Source organism: Johannesbaptistia floridana, from assembly GCF_057440575.1.
Window position 1 is genome coordinate 1 of the sequence record NZ_JALKVM010000133.1, and the last position, 20159, is coordinate 20159.

Genomic DNA, 20159 nt, shown 5'->3' on the forward strand with positions numbered 1-20159 from the left:
GATCTTGCACTCGGTCAACCAATTTTTAAGCGCGATCGCATTAATTCTTTAACTCATTACTCATTACTCATTACTCATTACTTAACCACCACAAGTAACTTTGGGTAAAGATGCAAGATCTGAGGACATAGTCCACCACTACTAACCTATGCTAACTATATTAATTAAGCGCATCTGTTAAATTTATTTCGTCAGTTATGTATTCATGTTGAAGTTGCAATCATATTTTTTTTGGGTTATGCTAAGATTATAAGTCTAATTTAAAAATAAAAGAGAGAAAAATCGACCAATTCAGATGGGTTGACTAATCTTCTAAAATCTGTAGACGGATACGGCGATCGCCCGTATCATCTAATTGAGTTTCAATCACTTCACTAGTAAGAGTTTCTAAAGTAGTTAACATAGAACGAAGATGGGGATTACTAGCGCCAGTATCTACATAGATGCGGTCTGCGAGACTTTTAAGGCGTTTCCAGGTGGTGTAGAGTTTAGCCACATTTTGTTCTAACTGGTTAGCTTGTTTAACTAAATCTGCGGTATTAGAGAGAATATCTAGGCGTAAGGCTTCATCTAAGGCTAATTCTAGGTCAAGGGAGGTATTGCCTTTGAGGGTGTTAACTTGACTTGCTAAATCAAGATATTTAGCTAAATTTCTTGCTTGGCTAGTAGCGGTTTTAACTGTATCTAAATCAGGGTTATCTTGTATTTCTTTTTGTAGCTCAACCAGATGAATGGGGGGGAGTTTTTCCATTTCTCTAACTAAAGGGGCGAGTTTACCAGAAGGAAGAGAACCATTAGCGGCTTTAGTTTTAACTTCATCAGGCAGAAGTTCAGAATTCATCGTGGTCCACTGGTCTGTTAATTGTTGTACTTCCCTACGAGTAATTTTATCTCCCTGTTGTGCCGCTTCACTGACAAGTTGTTGAACTTCAGGGGATGATTTAGCGGTTTCTACGAAGGCACGTTTACTAAAATTGTTAATACTGCTAGGGTCTAATTTCCCCTCATCTAAGAGAGTATCAGCGCTATTAGCGAGTTGAATTAAAGCATAAGCTTGACTTTTGGTAATTTCCCGTTGTTTAAGCCAATTGAGAAAACCTGTACCGCGACCATCGCCGCCTTTTTTTTCGCGATCGCGTACTGAGCGCAAGATTCGTCCTCTCCAGATATCTGTTTGTAAATCGAAGCGATCGCATACTTTCCAAACTTGGTCTAACTTTAGTTGAAAATCGTATTCAGGGATATTTTCGTCTTCTGGGTCTGGCAAATCGAAGTTTAAATCTGCGGAGGTTTCCAAGGCTGCGATTAATTCATCTGGATTTGGGGAAGTTGAGGTCATCTGGTTTTTTTAGGTCTTATTTTTTGTTTTCTTTTTAACTATTGATATATTAGAGGCAAAAATTAGTTAAAGTAGAGAAAAGTAGCTATTAATTACAATTATAGTTTCATGGAATCATCTTCTTCAATTGCGGTGAGAGAACTGCCTCTATTTCCACTTCCCAAAGTAGTCTTGTTTCCGAAACGACCCTTACCCCTGCATATTTTTGAATTTCGCTATCGAATCATGATGAACACCATTTTAAAAACCGATAAGCGTTTTGGTGTTCTTCTGGTAGATACGATGGCGGGTAAAGTAGCCCAAGTTGGCTGTTGTGCTGAAATTATCAATTTTCAGCGTTTGCCCGATGATCGTATGAAAATCATTACCTTGGGACAGTGTCGTTTTCGAGTACTAGAATATGTTCGGGAAAAACCCTATCTGGTTGGTTTAGTGGAGTGGTTTGAAGATAAACCACCTCTAACAGATCTTACCCCAAAAGCTCAACACCTGAAACAATTATTACAAAATGTTGTACAATTGTCCGCTAAACTAACTGACCAACAGATAGATTTACCGAAGGATTTACCGGAATCTCCTGAAGAGTTATCTTACTGGATTGCTAGTAACCTGTATGATGTGGCCTCTGAACAACAATCTCTACTAGAAATGCAAGATACTGAAACTAGACTGGAGAGAGAGACTGAAATACTAACATCTACTTGTAATCAATTAGCAGCAAGAACAGCTCTCAAAGATGCCTTCAATTAGTTTGCTAAACTTTTGATTTCGGCAAGATATAGCTCTTTTTGAGATGCTTCTAAAAAAGAAGCCTTAAATGAGTTTTCTGCTAATTTAATCAAATCCTCTTTCGTTAAGTTTAAAGCTTGTTGAGTTTCTAACCAATTCTCCCTTAAATAACCGCCAAAATAGGCCGGATCATCGGAATTGATAGTGACACACAAGCCCAAGTCTAGAAGTTGTTTAAGGTTATGATTCTCTAAAGAGGGGAAAACTCCTAATTTCAAATTAGATAGGGGACAAACCGTCAAAGGAATTTGTTTTTCTCTTAAATAATCAATCAAGCGAGGATCTTCTATACTTCTGACACCGTGATCAATTCTTTGTACTTGGAGAAGTTCAATAGCCTCCCAAATATAGCTAGGTGGGCCTTCTTCTCCCGCATGGGCTACAGTTAAAAAACCCTCAGATCTAGCTTTATCAAAAACTTGTTGGAATTTATGGGGAGGATTATTCTTTTCTGAGGAGTCTAAACCTACCCCAATGATTTCATCTCGATAGGGAAGGGCTTGATTTAATGTGGTCATCGCGTCTTCAGCACTAAGATGACGCAGAAAACAAAGGATTATATGGCTAGACAGGTTAAACTCTGTTTTCGCCTCTTCTAAGGCTTGTTTAATGCCAGAAAAAAAGACTTCCCAAGGAATCCCTCGGGAGGTGTGAGTTTGAGGATCAAAGAAGATTTCTACATGGCGAATATTTTGACTAGCTGATTTTTTGAGATAGGCGATAGTTAAATCATAGAAATCTTCTTCTGTTACTAAAACTTGTGCTCCTGCGTAATAAATTTGTAGGAAAGATTCGAGATCGACAAATTGATAAGCTGATTTTAGTTGTTCTATTGATTGATATGGTAATTTCAGCTTATTTCTCTCGGCTAGTTTAAACATTAACTCTGGTTCAAGAGAGCCTTCTATGTGTATATGTAATTCTGTTAGGGGTAGTTTTTCAATTAGATTTTTCATGGTGAATTTTAGATTATTTGATCAAGAAGAAAATTTGTTCGGAAACTGTTTTAAAATCTGGCTTACTTCCTAAAAAATTATACTGAGGTTAATTTAGGAATTCCACGACCTTCGTATTCCATTGCTAAATCTATGGACTGACAAATTTGTCTCAATATTTTCAAAGCCATTCGAGAACGACTAATGTTTCGTGGTAATGACGGATAAATAGATGAACGAGATAGGGCAACAGCCAAAGCTCCACAAGCAGAAGGACTAGACATTGATGTTCCATCCAAGGATGCGTAAGGCTGGGATAAACCGTCGCTGACAGGAACAGTAGAAATAATTCCTACACCAGGGGCGGTACAAGTGATTTGTGAGCCAAAACAACTAAAATTAGCATGATATAAATTATCACTACCAAATCTGTTTCTTTCTAAGGGAAGACGAGTTGAGGGAATAGAACCAAGTGGTCCCCATCCAAGTAAGCCAATAGCAGATACAGCAACTGTTTCATCAAAAGCTGCGGGAAATTCAACAGGACCATTGGAATTGCCCGAAGCACAAATACAAAGGGTTCCTATCTCAAAAGCTTCTTTGATAGCATCTAACTCAATTTCAGAAGCAGTAATCGCTCCTAAACTCATATTGATTAAATCTACTTCATATTCACTAGATAACGATATGATTGCATCAGCAATATCTCCTTGATTAGCACCTCTATCCACAGGAAAAACCCTTGCTGAAAATAGTTCAACTCCTGGAGCAACACCTGCAAATGAATTAGCACTTGATGGTCTGCTTCCAATAATACCGCACACATGAGATCCATGATTACCTACATCTTGTCCTCCATAAGGATCAAAAGTACCATCAATGAATGCACCTATACTTGTTACATGCTCTAAAAAAGGATGACGTCCAACACCACTATCTATAACACCAACTTTGATTCCACTTCCTAAATTCAAATCAAGAGTATCAATACCCAGTGTATTGTGCCACCAACCCAAAGAATCATTGGCTGTTGACAAAGGAGGACAATCAATGGTCGCAGGGTTGCTGGGTCCTCGTTGCACCATCGGCCAATAATCTCCTCGGGGAAGAACAATTAGGGCTGACACTGACCAATGACTAGGAAAATTAAAAGTAGCTTGTCCACTAGAATTTGTCTTCGCTTTTACTTCTTGATCAATGCCAGCAAAACGAAGCAATAAAATGACTTCTGCATTTGGCAGTAATAGAGAACCAGCTTTTACTTCCACAGAAAAGATAGTTGTATTGTCTGATGTTTCTTGGGCCAAAGGAGGAGATGGCTGACGTGAAATATCTAAAAAATCCATGGGTCGGTAGGTGTCAAAGTAATGGATTATTTCTGGTTCGACAATCACATCTTCTGGAATTTGATTCATCTTAGCTTTTATTTCTGAAGGGTCAGCTTCAAATAAAACTATCTTACGAGATGTTTTATCTATTGGTTGATTTTCAGAAATGACATCAGCTCCTGACAGGAATAAACTAGACATAACATTGGCTATTGCTGATCTCGAAGAGATTTTTTCACTATCAGAAAACTTTCCGGCACGGCGATTAGCCATAACATAACGCGCCATCTTTTTCTCCTTTTTTTGCTTAAAAATAAAGGTAATTATATCAAAAAAGAGTATAAAACTTTCTCCTCATTGATACTAATGCCTAATGTTTGTTTTGTCTCGGAAGCAATTTCCTCAGATATAATATGTCTATGGAAACACTTTTAGGATAATCACGGAAGGTAGACAAATGTACTCAAATATAGCTCATGTAACGAGATATATCATTTCCCCTAAGCGAGAATATAGAAGCAAAATTGATAACAATTGGCAAATGAATTTGGCCCAAGTAGAAGGGGTAAAAGTCGTGGGACATAATCCACGTCGAATGACAGTTGAAGCAGATTCAGAAACCATTGAGCTGGCAAAAGGAAAGCTAGGTAATCGTTTCTACGTTGAGCCAATCATTGAACATCAAATTGGCCGTGTATGCAAGTTATAATTTTATTCGTTTAGGGGAAATAACTAAAAATGTACGGAACGCCGATAGTATTAAATTCCGGCGTTTCATTGAAACCAACATACTCTCAATAATGACTCCTCAATAATTTAACTTAATGGTAGGGATAAAACATCGTAATTACCAAAAATTTTTAATAATCCGATGTGGCCTTGTAGTTCTTCTAAAGCAGATTGAATTTCTAATTGTTGAAAACCTCCCTCTAAATCCATGAAAAATAAGTATTCCCCCAAAAATCGCTTAGTAGGACGAGATTCAATTCTACTCATATTGATTTCTCGCTTGGCTAAACAGGATAGAGGTTTAACTAAACTTCCGGGGATGTTCGCAGGTACAGTAAAGGCTAGAGATAGATGACTTCCTTGGTGATTCGATTCTAAACCTACTACCCAAAAACGAGTACAGTTTTCTGGATAATCATTGATATTACTGGCTAGTATAGGTACATTATATAATGATGCAGCTCTTTGAGAGGCGATCGCCCCTGCATTGGTTTCCTCTCCCAGAAATTTTAGCGCTTCCGTGGTGGAATTAGTGTGAATTAACTCTACTGAGGGTAAATATTGTAATAACCAGTGTTGACATTGTCCCAAAGCTTGGGGATGAGAATAAACTTTTTTAAGTTTATCTAAACTACCGCTATGGGATACTAGGGTATGAGTTATGGGTAAAATTAGCGCCTGCTGTATTTGTAATTTATCCAATTCCCACAAACTATCTAGGGTAATGGCTACACTTCCTTGGATTGAATTTTCTACTGGTACTACTGCTAGTTTAGCTTCTCCTTCGATTATTGCTTTTAGAGTTTGCCAAATATTGGGGTAGGAACATAGTATATATTCCTCCTCTGGATTTTTCTCCTGTAGCCATTTCTGGTAACCCAGAGTTGCTGTTTCTGTGTATGTTCCTTGTGGTCCTAAATGGGCGATAGTAATAGTCATTTTGTGTAAAGTTTTGTCATCAATTGGTTAATTAGGGGGATAAAACCATTTAATCTAAACAATTATCTCTTAAGACTAAGCAGTTTTAAGAAATGTAAAGTAAAATTAAGTAAGAAGTAACCAAAACCGAATAGTATGGAAATAAAATTTACGGCAACAGAATCGGTAGATATAAAAGTAGAAGAAGCGGAAATACCAATAAAACACTACTTAAGACAGCCCCAAAGATTAGTAGGGGCGATCGCCAATGCCGATTTAACAGAACAACTGTCAGAAGAAAGGTTTCGGGTAAAAATGCGGTCTTTGGACTTTATGGGAATCTATCATTTTCAGCCTACGGTAGTGTTAAAGGTGTCTGCAAACGCTAAGGGTAAAATTAATTTAGAATCGGAATCATGTGAAATCCGAGGTATAGAATATATTAATCAGCGGTTTGTTTTATATGTTACCGGACAATTAGCCCCCTACTCAACAAAAGTAGGAACTTACTTAACAGGGAAAGCTGACTTAGAGGTAAAAGTAGAGTTACCACCGCCATTATGGCTAACACCAAAACCAGTGTTAGAAAGCGCGGGGAATCGTCTACTTAAAAGTGTACTTCTACGAATAAAAAATAAAATAGTTAATCATTTAGTCCAAGACTATTACCAATGGTCACGCTTAACAGATTCTTCAGAATCAGAAAAGTCAAAAATTGTCAAGGCAAATTTAAAAACAGAAAACTGTTAAGATTTTTTCGCCTCTCCACAAGGACGAAAAGAAAGGCGATGCTGAGAAGAGGGGCCATATTTAGCTAAAGCTAAACGGTGTTTAATAGTACCATACCCCTTGTTATTAGCTAAATCATACTCAGGATAACGGGATGACCAACGGATAATTAGTTCGTCTCGCCAAACTTTAGCAAGAATACTAGCTGAGGCGATTATGATTGAAGTTTCATCGCCTTTTACCAAGTTTTTTTGGGCTATATTTAAACCAGGAATAGGATACATTCCATCAACTAAACATAGTTCTGGTTGTCTTGGTAATTTAAGTACCGCCCTTTTCATGGCTAATAAAGACGCTTGCAGAATATTAAGCTTATCTATTTCAGCCACTGTAGCGTAACCAATATTAAAAGCCTCGCTTAATCGCTTAATTTCCATAGCTAGTTTCAAGCGTTTTTTAGGGGATAGTTTTTTACTATCTTTAACCCCCAATTCCTCCAGTGTAGATAACAATCCTGGTTTATCTATAACTACCGCCGCCGCCACAACTGGACCAAACCAACATCCTCTGCCTACTTCATCGATTCCCGCGATAAACACTGAAAAATTCTCCAAATACTATTAAGATAATTTAAACTCATATTTGGAGGCGATGTGCGATTCTGTTTTCTCACCAAAAAATATCTTATTCCGTTAAGCTTTCTCAGCAGACGAAAAAACGCTATAAATATTTTTTAGAGTAAATAGTACTTTTGATATAATTGTATAAAGACAAAATAAGCGCTTTTACCACCATGTCTACTTCCAAACGAGATCAGTTAATTAGTCCAGAAATTAAAAACGATGCACTATACGAGGCTATTAAGCTAATTACAGAAAAAGAGCCAATTAAAACAGTGCTAGAAATTGGTTCATCCTCAGGGGGAGGAAGTACAGAAGCTTTTGTCAAAGGAATGAAGCAGAATCCCCATAAACCGACTCTGTATTGCATGGAAATTTCTAAGGTCCGTTTTGAAGAACTTCAGAAAACTTATCAAAACGAGGGATTTGTTAAATGTTATAACGTATCATCTGTACCTGTAGAAAAATACGCCACAGAAAATGAAGTTAGAGATTTTTATTATAGATACAATAGCGACTTAAAGTCTTACACTCTTGAAACAGTCTTAGATTGGTTAAAACAAGACAATGAATATTTCATAAATTCAACCAACAACATGTCAGTCAATGGTATTCAACAAATAAAAAATGAAAATGGAATTGAGACTTTTGATGTGGTTTTAATAGACGGTTCAGAGTTTACAGGCGCTGCGGAATTAGATGAAGTTTATGGAGCCACTTTTATTCTTCTAGATGATATTAATACTTTTAAAAACTATCATAATCATAGAATTTTATTAAAAGATAATCAATACCAATTATTAGAAGCAAATTTTAATTTAAGAAATGGTTACTCTATTTTTAAAAAAATCACTCCAGGCAAAGAGAATATTCAAAATGTATTAGGAAATATAGTAGCTAAACAAGAGTTATCGGAAAAAATATTAATACAAAAACTAATTACGCCGAGAATGACAGTTTTTGATGTTGGTGCCAATCAAGGGGATTATAGCCTAATCTTGAGCCAACTAGTAGGTTATTTTGGCCATGTCTATGCCTTTGAACCTACTCGCAATATTTTTCAACAGATAGTAGATAAGATAGAACAATACGACATTAAAAATATATCAGTCTTTCAAAAAGCAGTTTATTCAGAAAACACAACTCTAGAATTAAATAAGTTTCCAGATGATTATGCCGCTTGGAATAGTCTCGGTAAACCAGTGATGAAAGATAGACAGGGAAATCCTCTAGATGCTCCCCCAATCGTTGCTACTGAAACAGTAGAAGCAATTTCCCTGGATGATTTTTGCCAACAACAAGGTATAGAAGCAATTGACTTCTTGAAAGTAGATGTAGAAGGCGCCGAGAGTTATGTATTCAAAGGCTGTGAAAATCTCTTGAAGAATCAAAAAATAGGTTATATTCAGTTTGAAGTGTCAAAAAACATGTTAGAGGGTTTGAATAAAACAGCAAAAGAAACCTTCGACATATTAATTAGTAATGGGTACGAATGTCATGCTATCAATAACCAAGGAGAAATAGGAGAATTAGTTACAGATTCAGATGCCTACTACGCTAACTATATTGCCTTCCCAAGTTTACCAATTAACTTTTTTACCATAGTGTTAAATGGCGAGCCATTCATCCGTTACCATATAGAAGTTTTACGTAACTTACCATTCCCTTGGCATTGGCATATAGTAGAAGGAGTAGCAGAGTTAAAACACGATACAGCCTGGTCTCTAGCGAGAGGAGGAAAAGTAACAGATGATATCCATAACCAAGGACGCAGTATTGATGGAACTTCAGAATACTTAGATAAACTAGCTGAAGAATATCCAGAAAATGTAACTATTTACCGGAAGCCACCAGGAGAATTTTGGGAAGGCAAACTAGAAATGGTCAATGCGCCTATACCAAACATAAAAACCCACTGTTTATTGTGGCAGATAGATGTAGATGAATTTTGGACAGAAGCACAAATAAATGCTACTAAAAATTTGTTTTTAAATCATCCAGAAAAAACTGCCGCTTACTACTGGTGTTGGTATTTTGTGGGAGAAGAATTAGTAATTAGTAGTCGCTATTGTTATACCCAAAACCCCCTACAAGATTGGTTACGAACCTGGCGTTTTATCCCAGGATTTAAATGGTTAGCCCACGAACCACCTACACTAGGGAAACAATTAGATAGTGGGAAAATCGTCGATTTAGGCAAGATTAACCCATTTTTACACTACGAAACAGAAGCAAAAAATTTAGTATTTCAACACTTTGCTTATATAAAACCAGAACAATTAGAATTCAAAGAAAAATATTATGGTTATGAAGAAGCTTTGTCTCAATGGCAAAAATTACAACAAGAACAAAAATTTCCCAGTTTGTTACGCCTCTACTTATCCTGGGTTAATGATTCAACCATGGTAGACAAAGCCTCAGTCTGTGGAGTAAAACCAATATTAGTTAAAGACAAAGATACTAACAATTGGCAATTTATCTCAGAGTCTCAAAGAAAGCAAGTATACAATCAACCAAAGAAAAAAGTACCAAAAATTGCTATAGATGGAGTATTCTTTCAAAAATATGCCACAGGAATTGCTAGGGTTTGGGAAAGCTTACTCAGAGAATGGGCAAATACAGAGTTTGGCAATAGACATTTATTAGTCTTAGATAGGGCAAAAACAACTCCCGCCATACCAGGTATACGTTATCGAACTATCCCACCCCATAACCCAGAGAAATTAACAGAAGAACGCACGATGCTTCAGCAAATCTGCGATGTGGAAGAGATAGACTTATTTATATCTAGTTACTATACAACTCCTACCTCTACCCCTTCAGTCTTCATGGGTTACGATATGATTCCAGAAGTAGTCGGAGCTGATTTGTCTCAATCAATGTGGCAGGAAAAACACGATGCCATTAAACATGCCAGCGCTTACATTACTATTTCAGAAAACACGGCCCGAGATTTAGTTAAATTCTTCCCAGAAATAGGTGAAGAGAACATTACTGTAGCCCATTGTGGAGTATCAGAACTATTCCAACCAGCAACCCGAGAGGAAATTCAAGAATTTAAAACTAAATACGGTATTGCTAAACCCTATTTTCTCATCACCAGTATTGGAGGTTATAAAAATGCTGAAGTCTTCTTCGAGGCTGTGGGTAAATTACCCACAAAAGAAGGATTTGAAATAGTTTGCACCTCTCCCAAAGGCTTTTTACCAGAAGAATTCAGAAAATTATGTTCAGGAATAGTAGTCCATTGTTTGAGACTATCTGATGCAGAATTGAGACTAGCTTATGCAGGCGCCGTAGCTTTAGTTTATCCCTCGATTTACGAAGGTTTTGGTTTACCAGTTTTAGAAGCGATGTCTTGTGGAACTCCTGTGATTACAACTCCTATTGCTTCCATACCAGAAGTGGGAGGAGAAGCAGTGATTTATGTTCATCCTACAGATGTAAACGGTTTTGTAGAAGCCTTGTGTGAGGTACAAAAACCCTCTGTACGTCAGCGCTTGATTACTTCAGGCTTAGAAAAAGCTAAGGAATTTTCTTGGGGAAAAATGGCAGAAATAGTCAAAAACGCTTTAATTGCTACAACCTTAGCTGACTTAAATCTAAAAGAATTAAACTTACTGGTATTTCCAGATTGGTCTCAACCAGAAGCAAGTTTACAGGAACAATTTATCAAAATGATCCAAAAAATTGCGCCTTATACCCTAGAAAAACCCACAACTCTTTTGATTGTTACCGATGGTGTCAACGGAGAAGAAGTTAACTTGATGTTATCGGGGTTAGTGATGGACTTATTATTCTCAGGAGAGTTAGAAGTAGACGAAAGTTTACAAATATCTCCTGTGTCAGGATTATCAGAAATACAATGGTCCTATTTAGTCTCCCACATCCAAGGAAGAATTCAGTTAGATTCAGAAAATATAGAGACAATTACTAAAGTTAAAGCTGAGTCATTACCAGTCTATTAGAGATAAAATTAGAGAAATAAGGGTAGATAAAATATGGTAAGCCTAGAACAAAAAATAAATAGTCAAGTTGAGACTTGGCAACAAGGTAAACAAGTAAAAACTAAAAACTGTATTTTTATTACAGCGAGATTTAGAACAGGTTCTACTTATCTCTACAAAGTTTTATCATGTCTTGAGAATAGTATGGGTTTTTATGAACCACTTCACCACCAACTATTTGATTTTATGAACATTTCAGAAGAAACAAAAAAAAGCATTTCTGAAAAATATGACCACTTTGAAAACTTTCAAAATTATGAAGCTTTAAACCAAACCATCTTAGAAAAACTTTATTCCCAAGTAGCTAACCAATCTAATTTAGTTATAAATCAAGAAGATAGCTATTTTGAACTAAAAGAATATCTTGATTTTCTCCTAACTAGTTTTCCAGAAAAGCTGAAAATATTGCAATTTAATCGCGTCGATTTTAAATTACCTTGGTTGAAAAAAAATTATCCTCAAGCATTGATAGTAAATCTCAGACGTAATTCAAGAGATATATATGCCTCCTATGTAAAGACTTATCTAAGAGAAAAACAATATAAATTTGGTGACCTATATAATCTTGATTATGATCTAGAATCATTAAAATATGAAAAAGTTATATCCTGGCAAGATACTACAAAATTAAATGACTACGAAAAATTATATTTACTAAATGAATTAAGTAATTTTTGGGCAGACAAGTTTGCAGACATAATTATTGAATATGAAGAATTAATTAAAAATCCCCAGAATTATTTAGAAATAATAAATAGTTCATTAGATAGGTTAAATTGTAAGATAATAAAATCAATCCCTCAACCATATCAAACGAGTGAAAATAGTTGGCAAAATTATAAATCTGAAAGTGATTTTAGAGAAAGCGAAATAAAAATACAAAAATTAAAACAACAAATACTATCAAGGGAAAAAATACCAAAATCATGTCGATTTATCATAGATGGAGAATTTAGTAATCAAAGTAATATAGAAATTCAAAAAATCTGGAGTTCTTTATTAACAGAATGGTCAAAGACAGACTTTGGTAATCACTTATTAGTATTAGATAGAGGAAACACAACTCCCGTCATACCAGGAATAAGTTATTTAACTATACCTCCTCATAACCCAGAGAACTTAAAAGAAGATTGTACAATGTTGCAAAAAATCTGTGATTTAGAAGAGGCAGACTTATTTATATCTAGTTACCATACAAATCCTACTTCTACCCCTTCAGTATTTATGAGTTACGATATGATTCCAGAGGTAGTAGGGGCTGCTAATCTGTCTCAATCGATGTGGCAGAGAAAACACGATGCCATTAGACAGGCCAGCGCTTACATTACAATTTCAGAAAACACGGCCCGGGATTTAGTTAAATTCTTCCCAGAAATAGATGATAAAAGCATCACTGTAGCCCATTGTGGTGTATCAGAACTATTCCAACCAGCAACCAAAGAGGAAATTCAAGAATTTAAAACTAAATATGGTATTGCTAAACCCTATTTTCTCATCACCAGTATTAGAGGTTATAAAAATGCTGAAGTATTCTTCGAGGCAGTGGGTAAATTACCTACAAAAGAAGGATTTGAAGTAGTTTGTACCTATCCAACAGGCTTTTTACCAGAAGAATTAAGAGAATTATGTTCAGGAATAGTAGTCCATTCTCTGACACTATCTGATGCAGAATTGAGACTAGCCTATGCCAGCGCCGTTGCTTTAGTTTATCCCTCCATTTACGAAGGTTTTGGTTTACCAGTTTTAGAAGCGATGTCTTGTGGAACTCCTGTGATTACAACTCCTATTGCTTCCATACCAGAAGTGGGAGGAGAAGCAGTGATTTATGTTCATCCTACAGATGTAAACGGTTTTGTAGAAGCCTTGTGTGAGGTACAAAAACCCTCTGTACGTCAGCGCTTGATTACTTCAGGCTTAGAAAAAGCTAAGGAATTTTCTTGGGGAAAAATGGCAGAAATAGTCAAAAACGCTTTAATTGCTACAACCTTAGCTGACTTAAATCTAAAAGAATTAAACTTACTGGTATTTCCAGATTGGTCTCAACCAGAAGCAAGTTTACAGGAACAATTTATCAAAATGATCCAAAAAATTGCGCCTTATACCCTAGAAAAACCCACAACTCTTTTGATTGTTACCGATGGTGTCAACGGAGAAGAAGTTAACTTGATGTTATCGGGGTTAGTGATGGACTTATTATTCTCAGGAGAGTTAGAAGTAGACGAAAGTTTACAAATATCTCCCGTGTCAGAATTATCAGAAATACAATGGTCCTATTTAGTCTCTCACATCCAAGGAAAAATCGAACTAGAGAAAGAAAATACCGAGGCAATTACCAGAGTTAAGGCTGATTCTTTGCCTAAATATTAATACTTTACCCAAAAATCTAGTAAAATTTTCCCTTCCCTAGGGAGAGTTCTCTTTTTGCATTTAGGATAGAATAGATAAATATTAAAAAAATATAAACTGGAGTCAAGAGATTATGAATACCACTCCTATATCACAAGAAGAAAGTGTGGAACTCACCCCTAACTATAACCTATCCATCGCTATAGTTGTGTTAGGCATAGCCTTGGGATTTTGGCAACTATGGTTAGGTATAGTAGTAGGGGTGTTTGGATTATTTTTAGTTGTCCAAACAGCAATAATTAGATTAAAATTTACACCAACAAGTTTAGAAGTTTATCGTTCTCAAACGTTAATCAGAGAATTTCCCTACTCCGATTGGCAAAATTGGCGTATTTTCTGGACCCAAGTACCCATTTTGTTTTACTTTCGAGAAGTTAAGAGTATTCACTTCTTACCAATGTTGTTTGATAGTAAAACTCTCCAAGAGTGTCTAGAGAAACACTGTAGCTAGAAATAATTTATATAGGATAATTTATGAATTCAGAAGAATTCCCCAAAGAAGAAAAATTTAACCCTCAAGAATCTATGGAAACTTCAGCTAACCAGGGTGAAGAAGAATCAATACCAGAAGAATATCCAGAAAACCCAAGCAATCAGGGTGAAGAAGAATCAATACCAGAAGAATATCCAGAAAACCCAACCAACCAGGGTGAAGAAGAATTAATACCCTTAGTACCTCCAGAAAATTCGATTAACTCTTTAGAGGAATTAACTACTCAAATACCTGTGAGTGGAGAAGAAAACCCTGAATCAGTATCAACTTCCACAACCTTAGAAACTGAAGCAGAAAAAATCGCAGAATTACAAGCTACTTTTAAAAATCTACAAACAGAAAAAACTCAGCTGGAAACAGAGATTAGTCAGCTAAAGGCAGAAAAAACTGCACAAATTAGAGAATTAAATGAAAAAATTAATTCCCTAATTACCGCAGGATTAGCAGAATTAGAACAGAAAAAGCAATCATTGTTGATTTCTATCGAAGAATTAGAACGTCGTCGGGAAAGAATTCAGCAGGAAATGCGGACTAATTTTGCTGGTGTGTCTCAAGAGTTAGCGATTAGAGTACAGGGATTCAAAGATTATTTAGTAGGAAGCTTACAAGATTTAGCGGCAGCGGCTGAACAATTAGAATTATCTAGAGGTGATACCTGGGAAACTAGTAAAGATTCTCTGGAATTAACAGAATCTGAATGGGAAGAACCAAATTTAACTCAACAGATTTCTCAACAAGAAAAACAAAAAATTAGAAAAATAATAGAGCAATATAGAACAAGACCAGATTATTATGGACCACCATGGCAATTAAGGCGCACTTTTGAACCAATCCACGCCGAAAGAGTAGAAAATTGGTTCACAACCCAAGGAAAAAGAGGCGCAATGCGTTCGATGGGGTCTCGGTTACAAAATATTTTAGTGGCTTCAGCAGCTATTTCTATATTGTATCAACTACATGGCGATCGCCTGAGAACTTTAGTATTAGCAGATACCCCAGAAAGACTCGGAGAATGGCGTCGAGGGTTACAAGATTGTCTAGGAATATCTAGAAGTGATTTCGGTCCGAATCGGGGTCTGATTTTGTTTGAAAGTCCCGACGCTGTAACTCAAAAAGCAGAACGCATAATAGATGATAGAGAGTTACCTTTTATTATTATTGACGAAATGGAAGAACAAGTAAACCTCTCTCTGTTACAATTTCCCTTGTGGCTCGCTTTTGCCCCTGAACCACAGGCAACATCTAACTATATTTACTAGGATGACTCTAATTATGACTACAGCAGGGTTATATGGTTTTGGTTTAATCTTGTTAGGGTATTTGAGTGGGTCAATTCCCACAGGATATTTAATAGCTAAATATCTTAAAAATATCGATATTCGCGAATATGGCTCAGGTTCGACTGGGGCTACAAACGTACTAAGAAATGTAGGAAAAATACCAGCTTTATTTGTACTAATTATCGACTTACTCAAAGGCATAATTGTAGTGAGTTTAGTAAAGGTGATATATGCCAGGCAACTTATCCCCTCCTTACCAGAAAGTTGGCAACCTTGGTTAATCATACTTACAGCTTTAGCAGCAATTCTCGGTCATAGTAAGTCTATATGGCTGAAATTTAGTGGGGGGAAATCAGTGGCTGTGGGTTTAGGAGTAATGTTTGTGGTAAATCCCCTAGTAGCTTTGTTATCGTTAAGTACATTTTTGCTAGTATTAGGGGTATCTCGGATAGTATCTCTAAGTTCAATAAGTGGGGCGATCGCCGTCACTATATCAATGTTAATCTTAAATCAACCCCTGCCGTATCTCTTATTTGGCGTTTTAGCGGGTTTATACGTAGTTATTCGCCATAAAACTAATATTGAGCGCATTTTAGCAGGAACAGAACCACGAATAGGTCAATCAGCAACTCCTACAACCAATTAGGTTTGGTGGTTTGAGGTGTCAGGCTGACACCTCAAATTAACAATTAATTCTAAATTAATTCTATTTTTTAGTAACATTACTTATCTAATATGAGGATAAATCCAATTTAAACGAGAATGATTGACTCCTAAACCCCAAAGTATACCCACATAGAGATAGATAAAAGTTGCTTTAATCACTCCCCATTTAGCAACGCGGCGATCTGAAGATTGGACAATACGATTAACTAAATAAATCTTACCTAATTGATTTATCCTCAAACATAATTCGGCATCCTCCATAATAGTTAGACTAGTATCAAAGCCTCCACACTGCCAAAAATCCTCCCGGCGACAAAAAATTACTTGATCGCCAAATAGTAGACGTAATCCTTTAGCGAAAAATTGATAAGGACGAAAAATCAAAGGGGCATAGTAAGTTTTTAAATAGTTATGTAGAGAAACACTCCAACGAGTTTGGTTTTCTCCACACATAATCGAGATAAAACCTCCTGCGGCAATATCAACATCTTCACAAATTTTCTGGATTAACTCCACAGCATCATTGGGTATACTGGTATCAGCGTGTACAAAACAAAGAATATCACCAGAGGCTATCTCTGCCCCTTGATTCATTTGTCTACCTCTGCCTGCTTGTGTACTAACTATTAGTTTTACCGGATAGGATTGAGCTATATTCACTGTTTTATCTAAGCTACCTCCATCAACAATGATAATTTCATGAGGTTTAGGTTGTAAACAAAGAAGCTGATTTAATGTTTTTCCTATATACGCCTCTTCATTGAGACTCGGAATAATTATTGATACTTTATTCATTTGTCACTAATCCTGGTGAACACTTTTTATACCTGTAAAAACTATTTCATCTCTACTGATATAATAGTTTTTGAAGTATAAGCTTCAAAACTCATTACTCAACCACAACCAGTAACTTTGGGTAAAGATGCAAGATCTCAGAAGAGGTGAGGTAACCGAGAATGAAGAATAAAGAATCAATTTTTAGCTTGACTATTTTTAATGATTGCATGAATAATAGATATTTAATTCGCGCATTTCTTCAATCTTCTTGTCACCCCGTCAGATTAACAACTCTCTATCCAAGCGAAAATGCGCTCTAACTGTTTTAGGTTAATTAAACCGTATTGCCATAAAATCATAGGTAAAGAACCAAAAGAAATTTCCGTTTGCTTTACTGCCATCGCTAATGAGTCTGGAGATATATCTAACTCCTTATTAATAAAACTGATCAGTTGCTTTTGTGTTGGTAGTCCCATTTGACTGTGAGTTGTGTAACAAAATGTTAACTTTATTAATATTATCTTTACATTTGTGAACTAAAAAATCAAGGCTTTTAACCAAATTAAAATAGAATCGATATCAGTAAATTTCTCTCCTTCAGGTAAAGGAGGACGTTTAACCATAACTATAGGTATTTGTAGTTGTTGTGCCGCAATCAGTTTAGCTTGAGTGGCATTGCCACCGCTATTTTTACTCACAATGGCATCAATATGATATTCTCGGAGTTGGTTTATTTCAGCTTCAATGGTAAAAGGACCTCGTTGCTGAATAATTTTACCTGGTGGCATATCAATCTCCGAGTCGGGAAGTTCAATCATTCGCATCAGAAACCAAAGGTGTTGTAAAGAGGCGAATAGATGAATATCTTGACGTCCAATACTTAAGAAGATACGCTTTCCCACTTGCGGAAGAATAGCCACAGCATCGGAGATATTATCTACTTCAATCCAACGGTCTAAATTAGTTTTTGACCATTGTGAACGAATCAACATAGCTTTGGGAATCCCTACTACTTGAGTGGCGATCGCCGCTTGTTGAGATATTTGTGCAGCGAAGGGATGGGTTGCATCAATGACAAAATCTATCTTTTGCTGACGTAAATAAGCAATTAAACCATTGACACCGCCAAAACCTCCAGTGATAGTATTTGGGGAGACAGTCACAGGTTGACTAGTTTTACCAGCTAAAGAAACAATTACCCTAAGTTTGGGGATAAGACTAGCTTTAGCGGCTAATTCTCTTGATTCTTGAGTGCCGCCCAGAATAAGTAATTGTTTGAATTCTACCATATCATCTTCAGTTTTAAACTTTCCTATTTCCCTTCTGCTTTCTCTCCATAATCTGGTGCTTTGATATGAGTTAATTATCTTATGTTTATATCAAATCTGTTTAATTGGGTACAAATATAAACTGGTGCGTTACGCGCTTGTGGCGCTAACACTATTTCCCTTCTGCTTTCTCTCCATAATCTGGTGCGTTACTACCTCTAATCTGTAGGGTGCGTTAACGAAGTGTAACGCACCGTTAATTATCTTATGTTTCTATCAAATCTGTTTAATTGGGTACAAATATAAACTGGTGCGTTACGCGCTTTTAGCGCTAACACACCCTACCTCTACAACGGGAGAAGCCTAATGATTACTGAAACTAATTTTTAAATAATCAGCTTCCATTTTAGCGCCAGAGGGATTTAATGCCGCCAAAGCTTGAGGTAAAACTAGATTACGTCGATGATTACCAATACGAATATTAAGTTCATCACCAGTTTTATTGAGTTGAATTTTTTCTTTAGGAATTCCGGGTAGATATAGTTCTAAACTATAATGATCTGGATTTTGAATCACTTTTATTGTGTTTTCTTGGTAATAAACTTGACTAGGATCTTCATCAGCATAGAGTATATTTTTGAGCTTTTCCAAAGCTGCTAAACCGCACATCTCTTCAGAAAACAGAGGAGCTTCTTTTACTGGTAGAGGATGAAAATCATCATAAATTTGTTGTTTATAAATCTTTTGATTCTCTTTCCAACGAGAAAAAAACGGATCATTAACTGATTCAGGAATAATTCTATTAGCGATTACTAAGTCAGTAGATACATTGTATAGACTTAAATAAGCATGAGCGCGGAGAGACTCTTTAATTACCATTTTTTCGGGATTAGTAACTAGACGTACCGAAGTTTTAGTATTATCGGTGAGAACAGTTTCTAAAGCTTCTATCTGTTGATAAAATTCATAAGGTGCATCCATCACCTCTTTATCTGGGAGAGAAAAACCAGCAATAGGGCGAAATAGAGGTTCTACCAACGGTCTCAAAGCTACTGACATCCCTTGTAAAGGTTTGTAGAAGCGTCTCATATACCATCCACCCACTTCGGGGATACTCAATAATCTTAAAGCTGTGCCTGTAGGTGCAGAATCGATAATTAAAACATCAAAATTACCTTCGTCGTAGTGGCGCTTGACTCTGACGAGGCCAAAAATTTCATCCATACCCGGTAAGATGGCTAATTCTTCAGCTTGAACTCCATCTAATCCCCGAGCTTGCAATACTTGAGTTATATACCTTTTAACAGCCCCCCAGTTACCTTCTAATTCTCGTAGAGCGTCTAATTCAGCGCCCCAGAGATTCTCGCGAACTTTGACGGCATCGTGTCCTAATTCTAGCTCAAAACTATCAGCGAGAGAGTGGGCAGGGTCTGTACTTAGCACTAGGGTTTTATAACCTAGTTCAGCACAACGTAAACCAGTAGCCGCAGCTACTGAGGTTTTACCAACGCCACCTTTACCTGTCATTAAAATTAAACGCATGGTTTTAAAATGAGAATTCGTTACATTTCTTATTTTGACATTTTTTAGCACAATCAGGAATTATATCAAGTTCGGGTGAATACTTACAATAAAAATGAGGTGAGGCAAGAGAGGCAGAAAGAAAAGAAGAAGGTATGAAGGTAGAACTTTATCATAACTAATTAAACGGACATGATATTACTCTCTAGTTGCATCTTTGCCCAAAGTTATTGATGTAGTGCAAGCCAATCATAGGGGGCGCAAGCCAATCATAGGGGACGCAAGCCAATCATAGGGGGCGCAAGCCAATCATAGGGGGCGCAAGCCAATCATAGGGGGCGCAAGCCAATCATA

The 20159-nt window shown here is 36.5% G+C and carries 17 protein-coding genes; 8 read left to right on the plus strand and 9 right to left on the minus strand.

Features of this window, described 5'->3' with window-relative positions:
• Positions 1 to 304: 304 nt before the first annotated feature.
• On the minus strand, positions 305 to 1339 hold the full coding sequence (locus tag MW688_RS09355) for a hypothetical protein (RefSeq protein WP_486735701.1): 1035 nt from the start codon (positions 1337 to 1339) through the stop codon (positions 305 to 307).
• A 108-nt stretch (positions 1340 to 1447) separates the two neighbouring features.
• Here MW688_RS09355 and MW688_RS09360 point away from each other — a divergent pair, with 108 nt between their 5' ends.
• Complete coding sequence (locus MW688_RS09360) at positions 1448 to 2089, plus strand: LON peptidase substrate-binding domain-containing protein (RefSeq protein ID WP_486735702.1); 642 nt, start codon at positions 1448 to 1450, stop codon at positions 2087 to 2089.
• Here MW688_RS09360 and MW688_RS09365 read toward each other — a convergent pair.
• The gene (locus MW688_RS09365; protein ID WP_486735703.1) at positions 2086 to 3084 is read right to left on the minus strand and encodes an adenosine deaminase; all 999 of its coding nucleotides are present in this window, start codon (positions 3082 to 3084) and stop codon (positions 2086 to 2088) included. The two genes, MW688_RS09360 and MW688_RS09365, sit on opposite strands and share 4 nt — an antisense overlap.
• Positions 3085 to 3161: 77 nt before the next feature.
• Positions 3162 to 4679 carry a S8 family serine peptidase gene (locus MW688_RS09370; protein WP_486735704.1) on the minus strand — a complete coding sequence of 506 codons (1518 nt, stop codon included), beginning with the start codon at positions 4677 to 4679 and terminating at the stop codon, positions 3162 to 3164.
• Between the two features lie 169 nt (positions 4680 to 4848).
• Here MW688_RS09370 and MW688_RS09375 point away from each other — a divergent pair, with 169 nt between their 5' ends.
• Positions 4849 to 5100: a hypothetical protein gene (locus MW688_RS09375; protein WP_486735705.1), complete on the plus strand. Its 252-nt coding sequence runs from the start codon at positions 4849 to 4851 to the stop codon at positions 5098 to 5100.
• A gap of 107 nt (positions 5101 to 5207) precedes the next feature.
• Here MW688_RS09375 and pheA read toward each other — a convergent pair whose 3' ends face one another.
• Positions 5208 to 6059: a prephenate dehydratase gene (gene pheA, locus MW688_RS09380; RefSeq protein ID WP_486735706.1), complete on the minus strand. Its 852-nt coding sequence runs from the start codon at positions 6057 to 6059 to the stop codon at positions 5208 to 5210.
• A 135-nt stretch (positions 6060 to 6194) separates the two neighbouring features.
• Between pheA and MW688_RS09385 the strand changes: the two genes are divergently transcribed.
• Entirely contained in the window at positions 6195 to 6788 is a 594-nt protein-coding gene (locus MW688_RS09385) for a DUF1997 domain-containing protein (RefSeq protein WP_486735707.1), read from the plus strand.
• On the opposite strand, the gene MW688_RS09390 is transcribed toward MW688_RS09385, so the two are convergent.
• Positions 6785 to 7366, minus strand: a complete 582-nt coding sequence (locus MW688_RS09390; protein WP_486735708.1) for a ribonuclease HII — start codon at positions 7364 to 7366, stop codon at positions 6785 to 6787. The genes MW688_RS09385 and MW688_RS09390 overlap by 4 nt on opposite strands.
• Positions 7367 to 7560: 194 nt before the next feature.
• Between MW688_RS09390 and MW688_RS09395 the strand changes: the two genes are divergently transcribed.
• The 5 genes from MW688_RS09395 to plsY all read left to right on the plus strand — a co-directional run bounded on the left by MW688_RS09395 (position 7561) and on the right by plsY (position 16219).
• On the plus strand, positions 7561 to 11355 hold the full coding sequence (locus MW688_RS09395; protein WP_486735709.1) for an FkbM family methyltransferase: 3795 nt from the start codon (positions 7561 to 7563) through the stop codon (positions 11353 to 11355).
• 33 nt (positions 11356 to 11388) lie between these two features.
• The gene (locus MW688_RS09400) at positions 11389 to 13761 is read left to right on the plus strand and encodes a glycosyltransferase (RefSeq protein ID WP_486735710.1); all 2373 of its coding nucleotides are present in this window, start codon (positions 11389 to 11391) and stop codon (positions 13759 to 13761) included.
• A 112-nt stretch (positions 13762 to 13873) separates the two neighbouring features.
• Positions 13874 to 14251 (plus strand): DUF3119 family protein, encoded by a 378-nt coding sequence (locus MW688_RS09405; protein ID WP_486735711.1) that lies wholly within the window; start codon positions 13874 to 13876, stop codon positions 14249 to 14251.
• A gap of 23 nt (positions 14252 to 14274) precedes the next feature.
• The gene (locus MW688_RS09410; RefSeq protein WP_486735712.1) at positions 14275 to 15552 is read left to right on the plus strand and encodes a DUF3086 domain-containing protein; all 1278 of its coding nucleotides are present in this window, start codon (positions 14275 to 14277) and stop codon (positions 15550 to 15552) included.
• A 13-nt stretch (positions 15553 to 15565) separates the two neighbouring features.
• Positions 15566 to 16219 (plus strand): glycerol-3-phosphate 1-O-acyltransferase PlsY, encoded by a 654-nt coding sequence (gene plsY / locus MW688_RS09415; protein WP_486735713.1) that lies wholly within the window; start codon positions 15566 to 15568, stop codon positions 16217 to 16219.
• An 80-nt stretch (positions 16220 to 16299) separates the two neighbouring features.
• Here the strand turns inward: plsY and MW688_RS09420 are convergent, their stop codons facing one another.
• The 4 genes from MW688_RS09420 to MW688_RS09435 form a co-directional block, all read right to left on the minus strand.
• Entirely contained in the window at positions 16300 to 17034 is a 735-nt protein-coding gene (locus MW688_RS09420; RefSeq protein ID WP_486735714.1) for a TIGR04283 family arsenosugar biosynthesis glycosyltransferase, read from the minus strand.
• Positions 17035 to 17300: 266 nt separating this feature from the next.
• Positions 17301 to 17492 (minus strand): DUF2949 domain-containing protein, encoded by a 192-nt coding sequence (locus MW688_RS09425; RefSeq protein WP_486735715.1) that lies wholly within the window; start codon positions 17490 to 17492, stop codon positions 17301 to 17303.
• A gap of 60 nt (positions 17493 to 17552) precedes the next feature.
• Positions 17553 to 18305 carry a cobalt-precorrin-6A reductase gene (locus MW688_RS09430; protein WP_486735716.1) on the minus strand — a complete coding sequence of 251 codons (753 nt, stop codon included), beginning with the start codon at positions 18303 to 18305 and terminating at the stop codon, positions 17553 to 17555.
• Between the two features lie 342 nt (positions 18306 to 18647).
• Complete coding sequence (locus MW688_RS09435) at positions 18648 to 19826, minus strand: TRC40/GET3/ArsA family transport-energizing ATPase (RefSeq protein ID WP_486735717.1); 1179 nt, start codon at positions 19824 to 19826, stop codon at positions 18648 to 18650.
• Positions 19827 to 20159: the final 333 nt, after the last annotated feature.

What these genes read in the sequence shown, in the direction of transcription:
- MW688_RS09355 (WP_486735701.1), bottom strand. Translation starts at nt 1,339, where the DNA reads ATGACCTCAACTTCCCCAAATCCAGATGAATTAATCGCAGCCTTGGAA.
- MW688_RS09360 (WP_486735702.1), top strand. Translation starts at nt 1,448, where the DNA reads ATGGAATCATCTTCTTCAATTGCGGTGAGAGAACTGCCTCTATTTCCA.
- MW688_RS09365 (WP_486735703.1), bottom strand. Translation starts at nt 3,084, where the DNA reads ATGAAAAATCTAATTGAAAAACTACCCCTAACAGAATTACATATACAC.
- MW688_RS09370 (WP_486735704.1), bottom strand. Translation starts at nt 4,679, where the DNA reads ATGGCGCGTTATGTTATGGCTAATCGCCGTGCCGGAAAGTTTTCTGAT.
- MW688_RS09375 (WP_486735705.1), top strand. Translation starts at nt 4,849, where the DNA reads ATGTACTCAAATATAGCTCATGTAACGAGATATATCATTTCCCCTAAG.
- pheA (WP_486735706.1), bottom strand. Translation starts at nt 6,059, where the DNA reads ATGACTATTACTATCGCCCATTTAGGACCACAAGGAACATACACAGAA.
- MW688_RS09385 (WP_486735707.1), top strand. Translation starts at nt 6,195, where the DNA reads ATGGAAATAAAATTTACGGCAACAGAATCGGTAGATATAAAAGTAGAA.
- MW688_RS09395 (WP_486735709.1), top strand. Translation starts at nt 7,561, where the DNA reads ATGTCTACTTCCAAACGAGATCAGTTAATTAGTCCAGAAATTAAAAAC.
- MW688_RS09400 (WP_486735710.1), top strand. Translation starts at nt 11,389, where the DNA reads ATGGTAAGCCTAGAACAAAAAATAAATAGTCAAGTTGAGACTTGGCAA.
- MW688_RS09405 (WP_486735711.1), top strand. Translation starts at nt 13,874, where the DNA reads ATGAATACCACTCCTATATCACAAGAAGAAAGTGTGGAACTCACCCCT.
- MW688_RS09410 (WP_486735712.1), top strand. Translation starts at nt 14,275, where the DNA reads ATGAATTCAGAAGAATTCCCCAAAGAAGAAAAATTTAACCCTCAAGAA.
- plsY (WP_486735713.1), top strand. Translation starts at nt 15,566, where the DNA reads ATGACTACAGCAGGGTTATATGGTTTTGGTTTAATCTTGTTAGGGTAT.
- MW688_RS09420 (WP_486735714.1), bottom strand. Translation starts at nt 17,034, where the DNA reads ATGAATAAAGTATCAATAATTATTCCGAGTCTCAATGAAGAGGCGTAT.
- MW688_RS09425 (WP_486735715.1), bottom strand. Translation starts at nt 17,492, where the DNA reads ATGGGACTACCAACACAAAAGCAACTGATCAGTTTTATTAATAAGGAG.
- MW688_RS09430 (WP_486735716.1), bottom strand. Translation starts at nt 18,305, where the DNA reads ATGGTAGAATTCAAACAATTACTTATTCTGGGCGGCACTCAAGAATCA.
- MW688_RS09435 (WP_486735717.1), bottom strand. Translation starts at nt 19,826, where the DNA reads ATGCGTTTAATTTTAATGACAGGTAAAGGTGGCGTTGGTAAAACCTCA.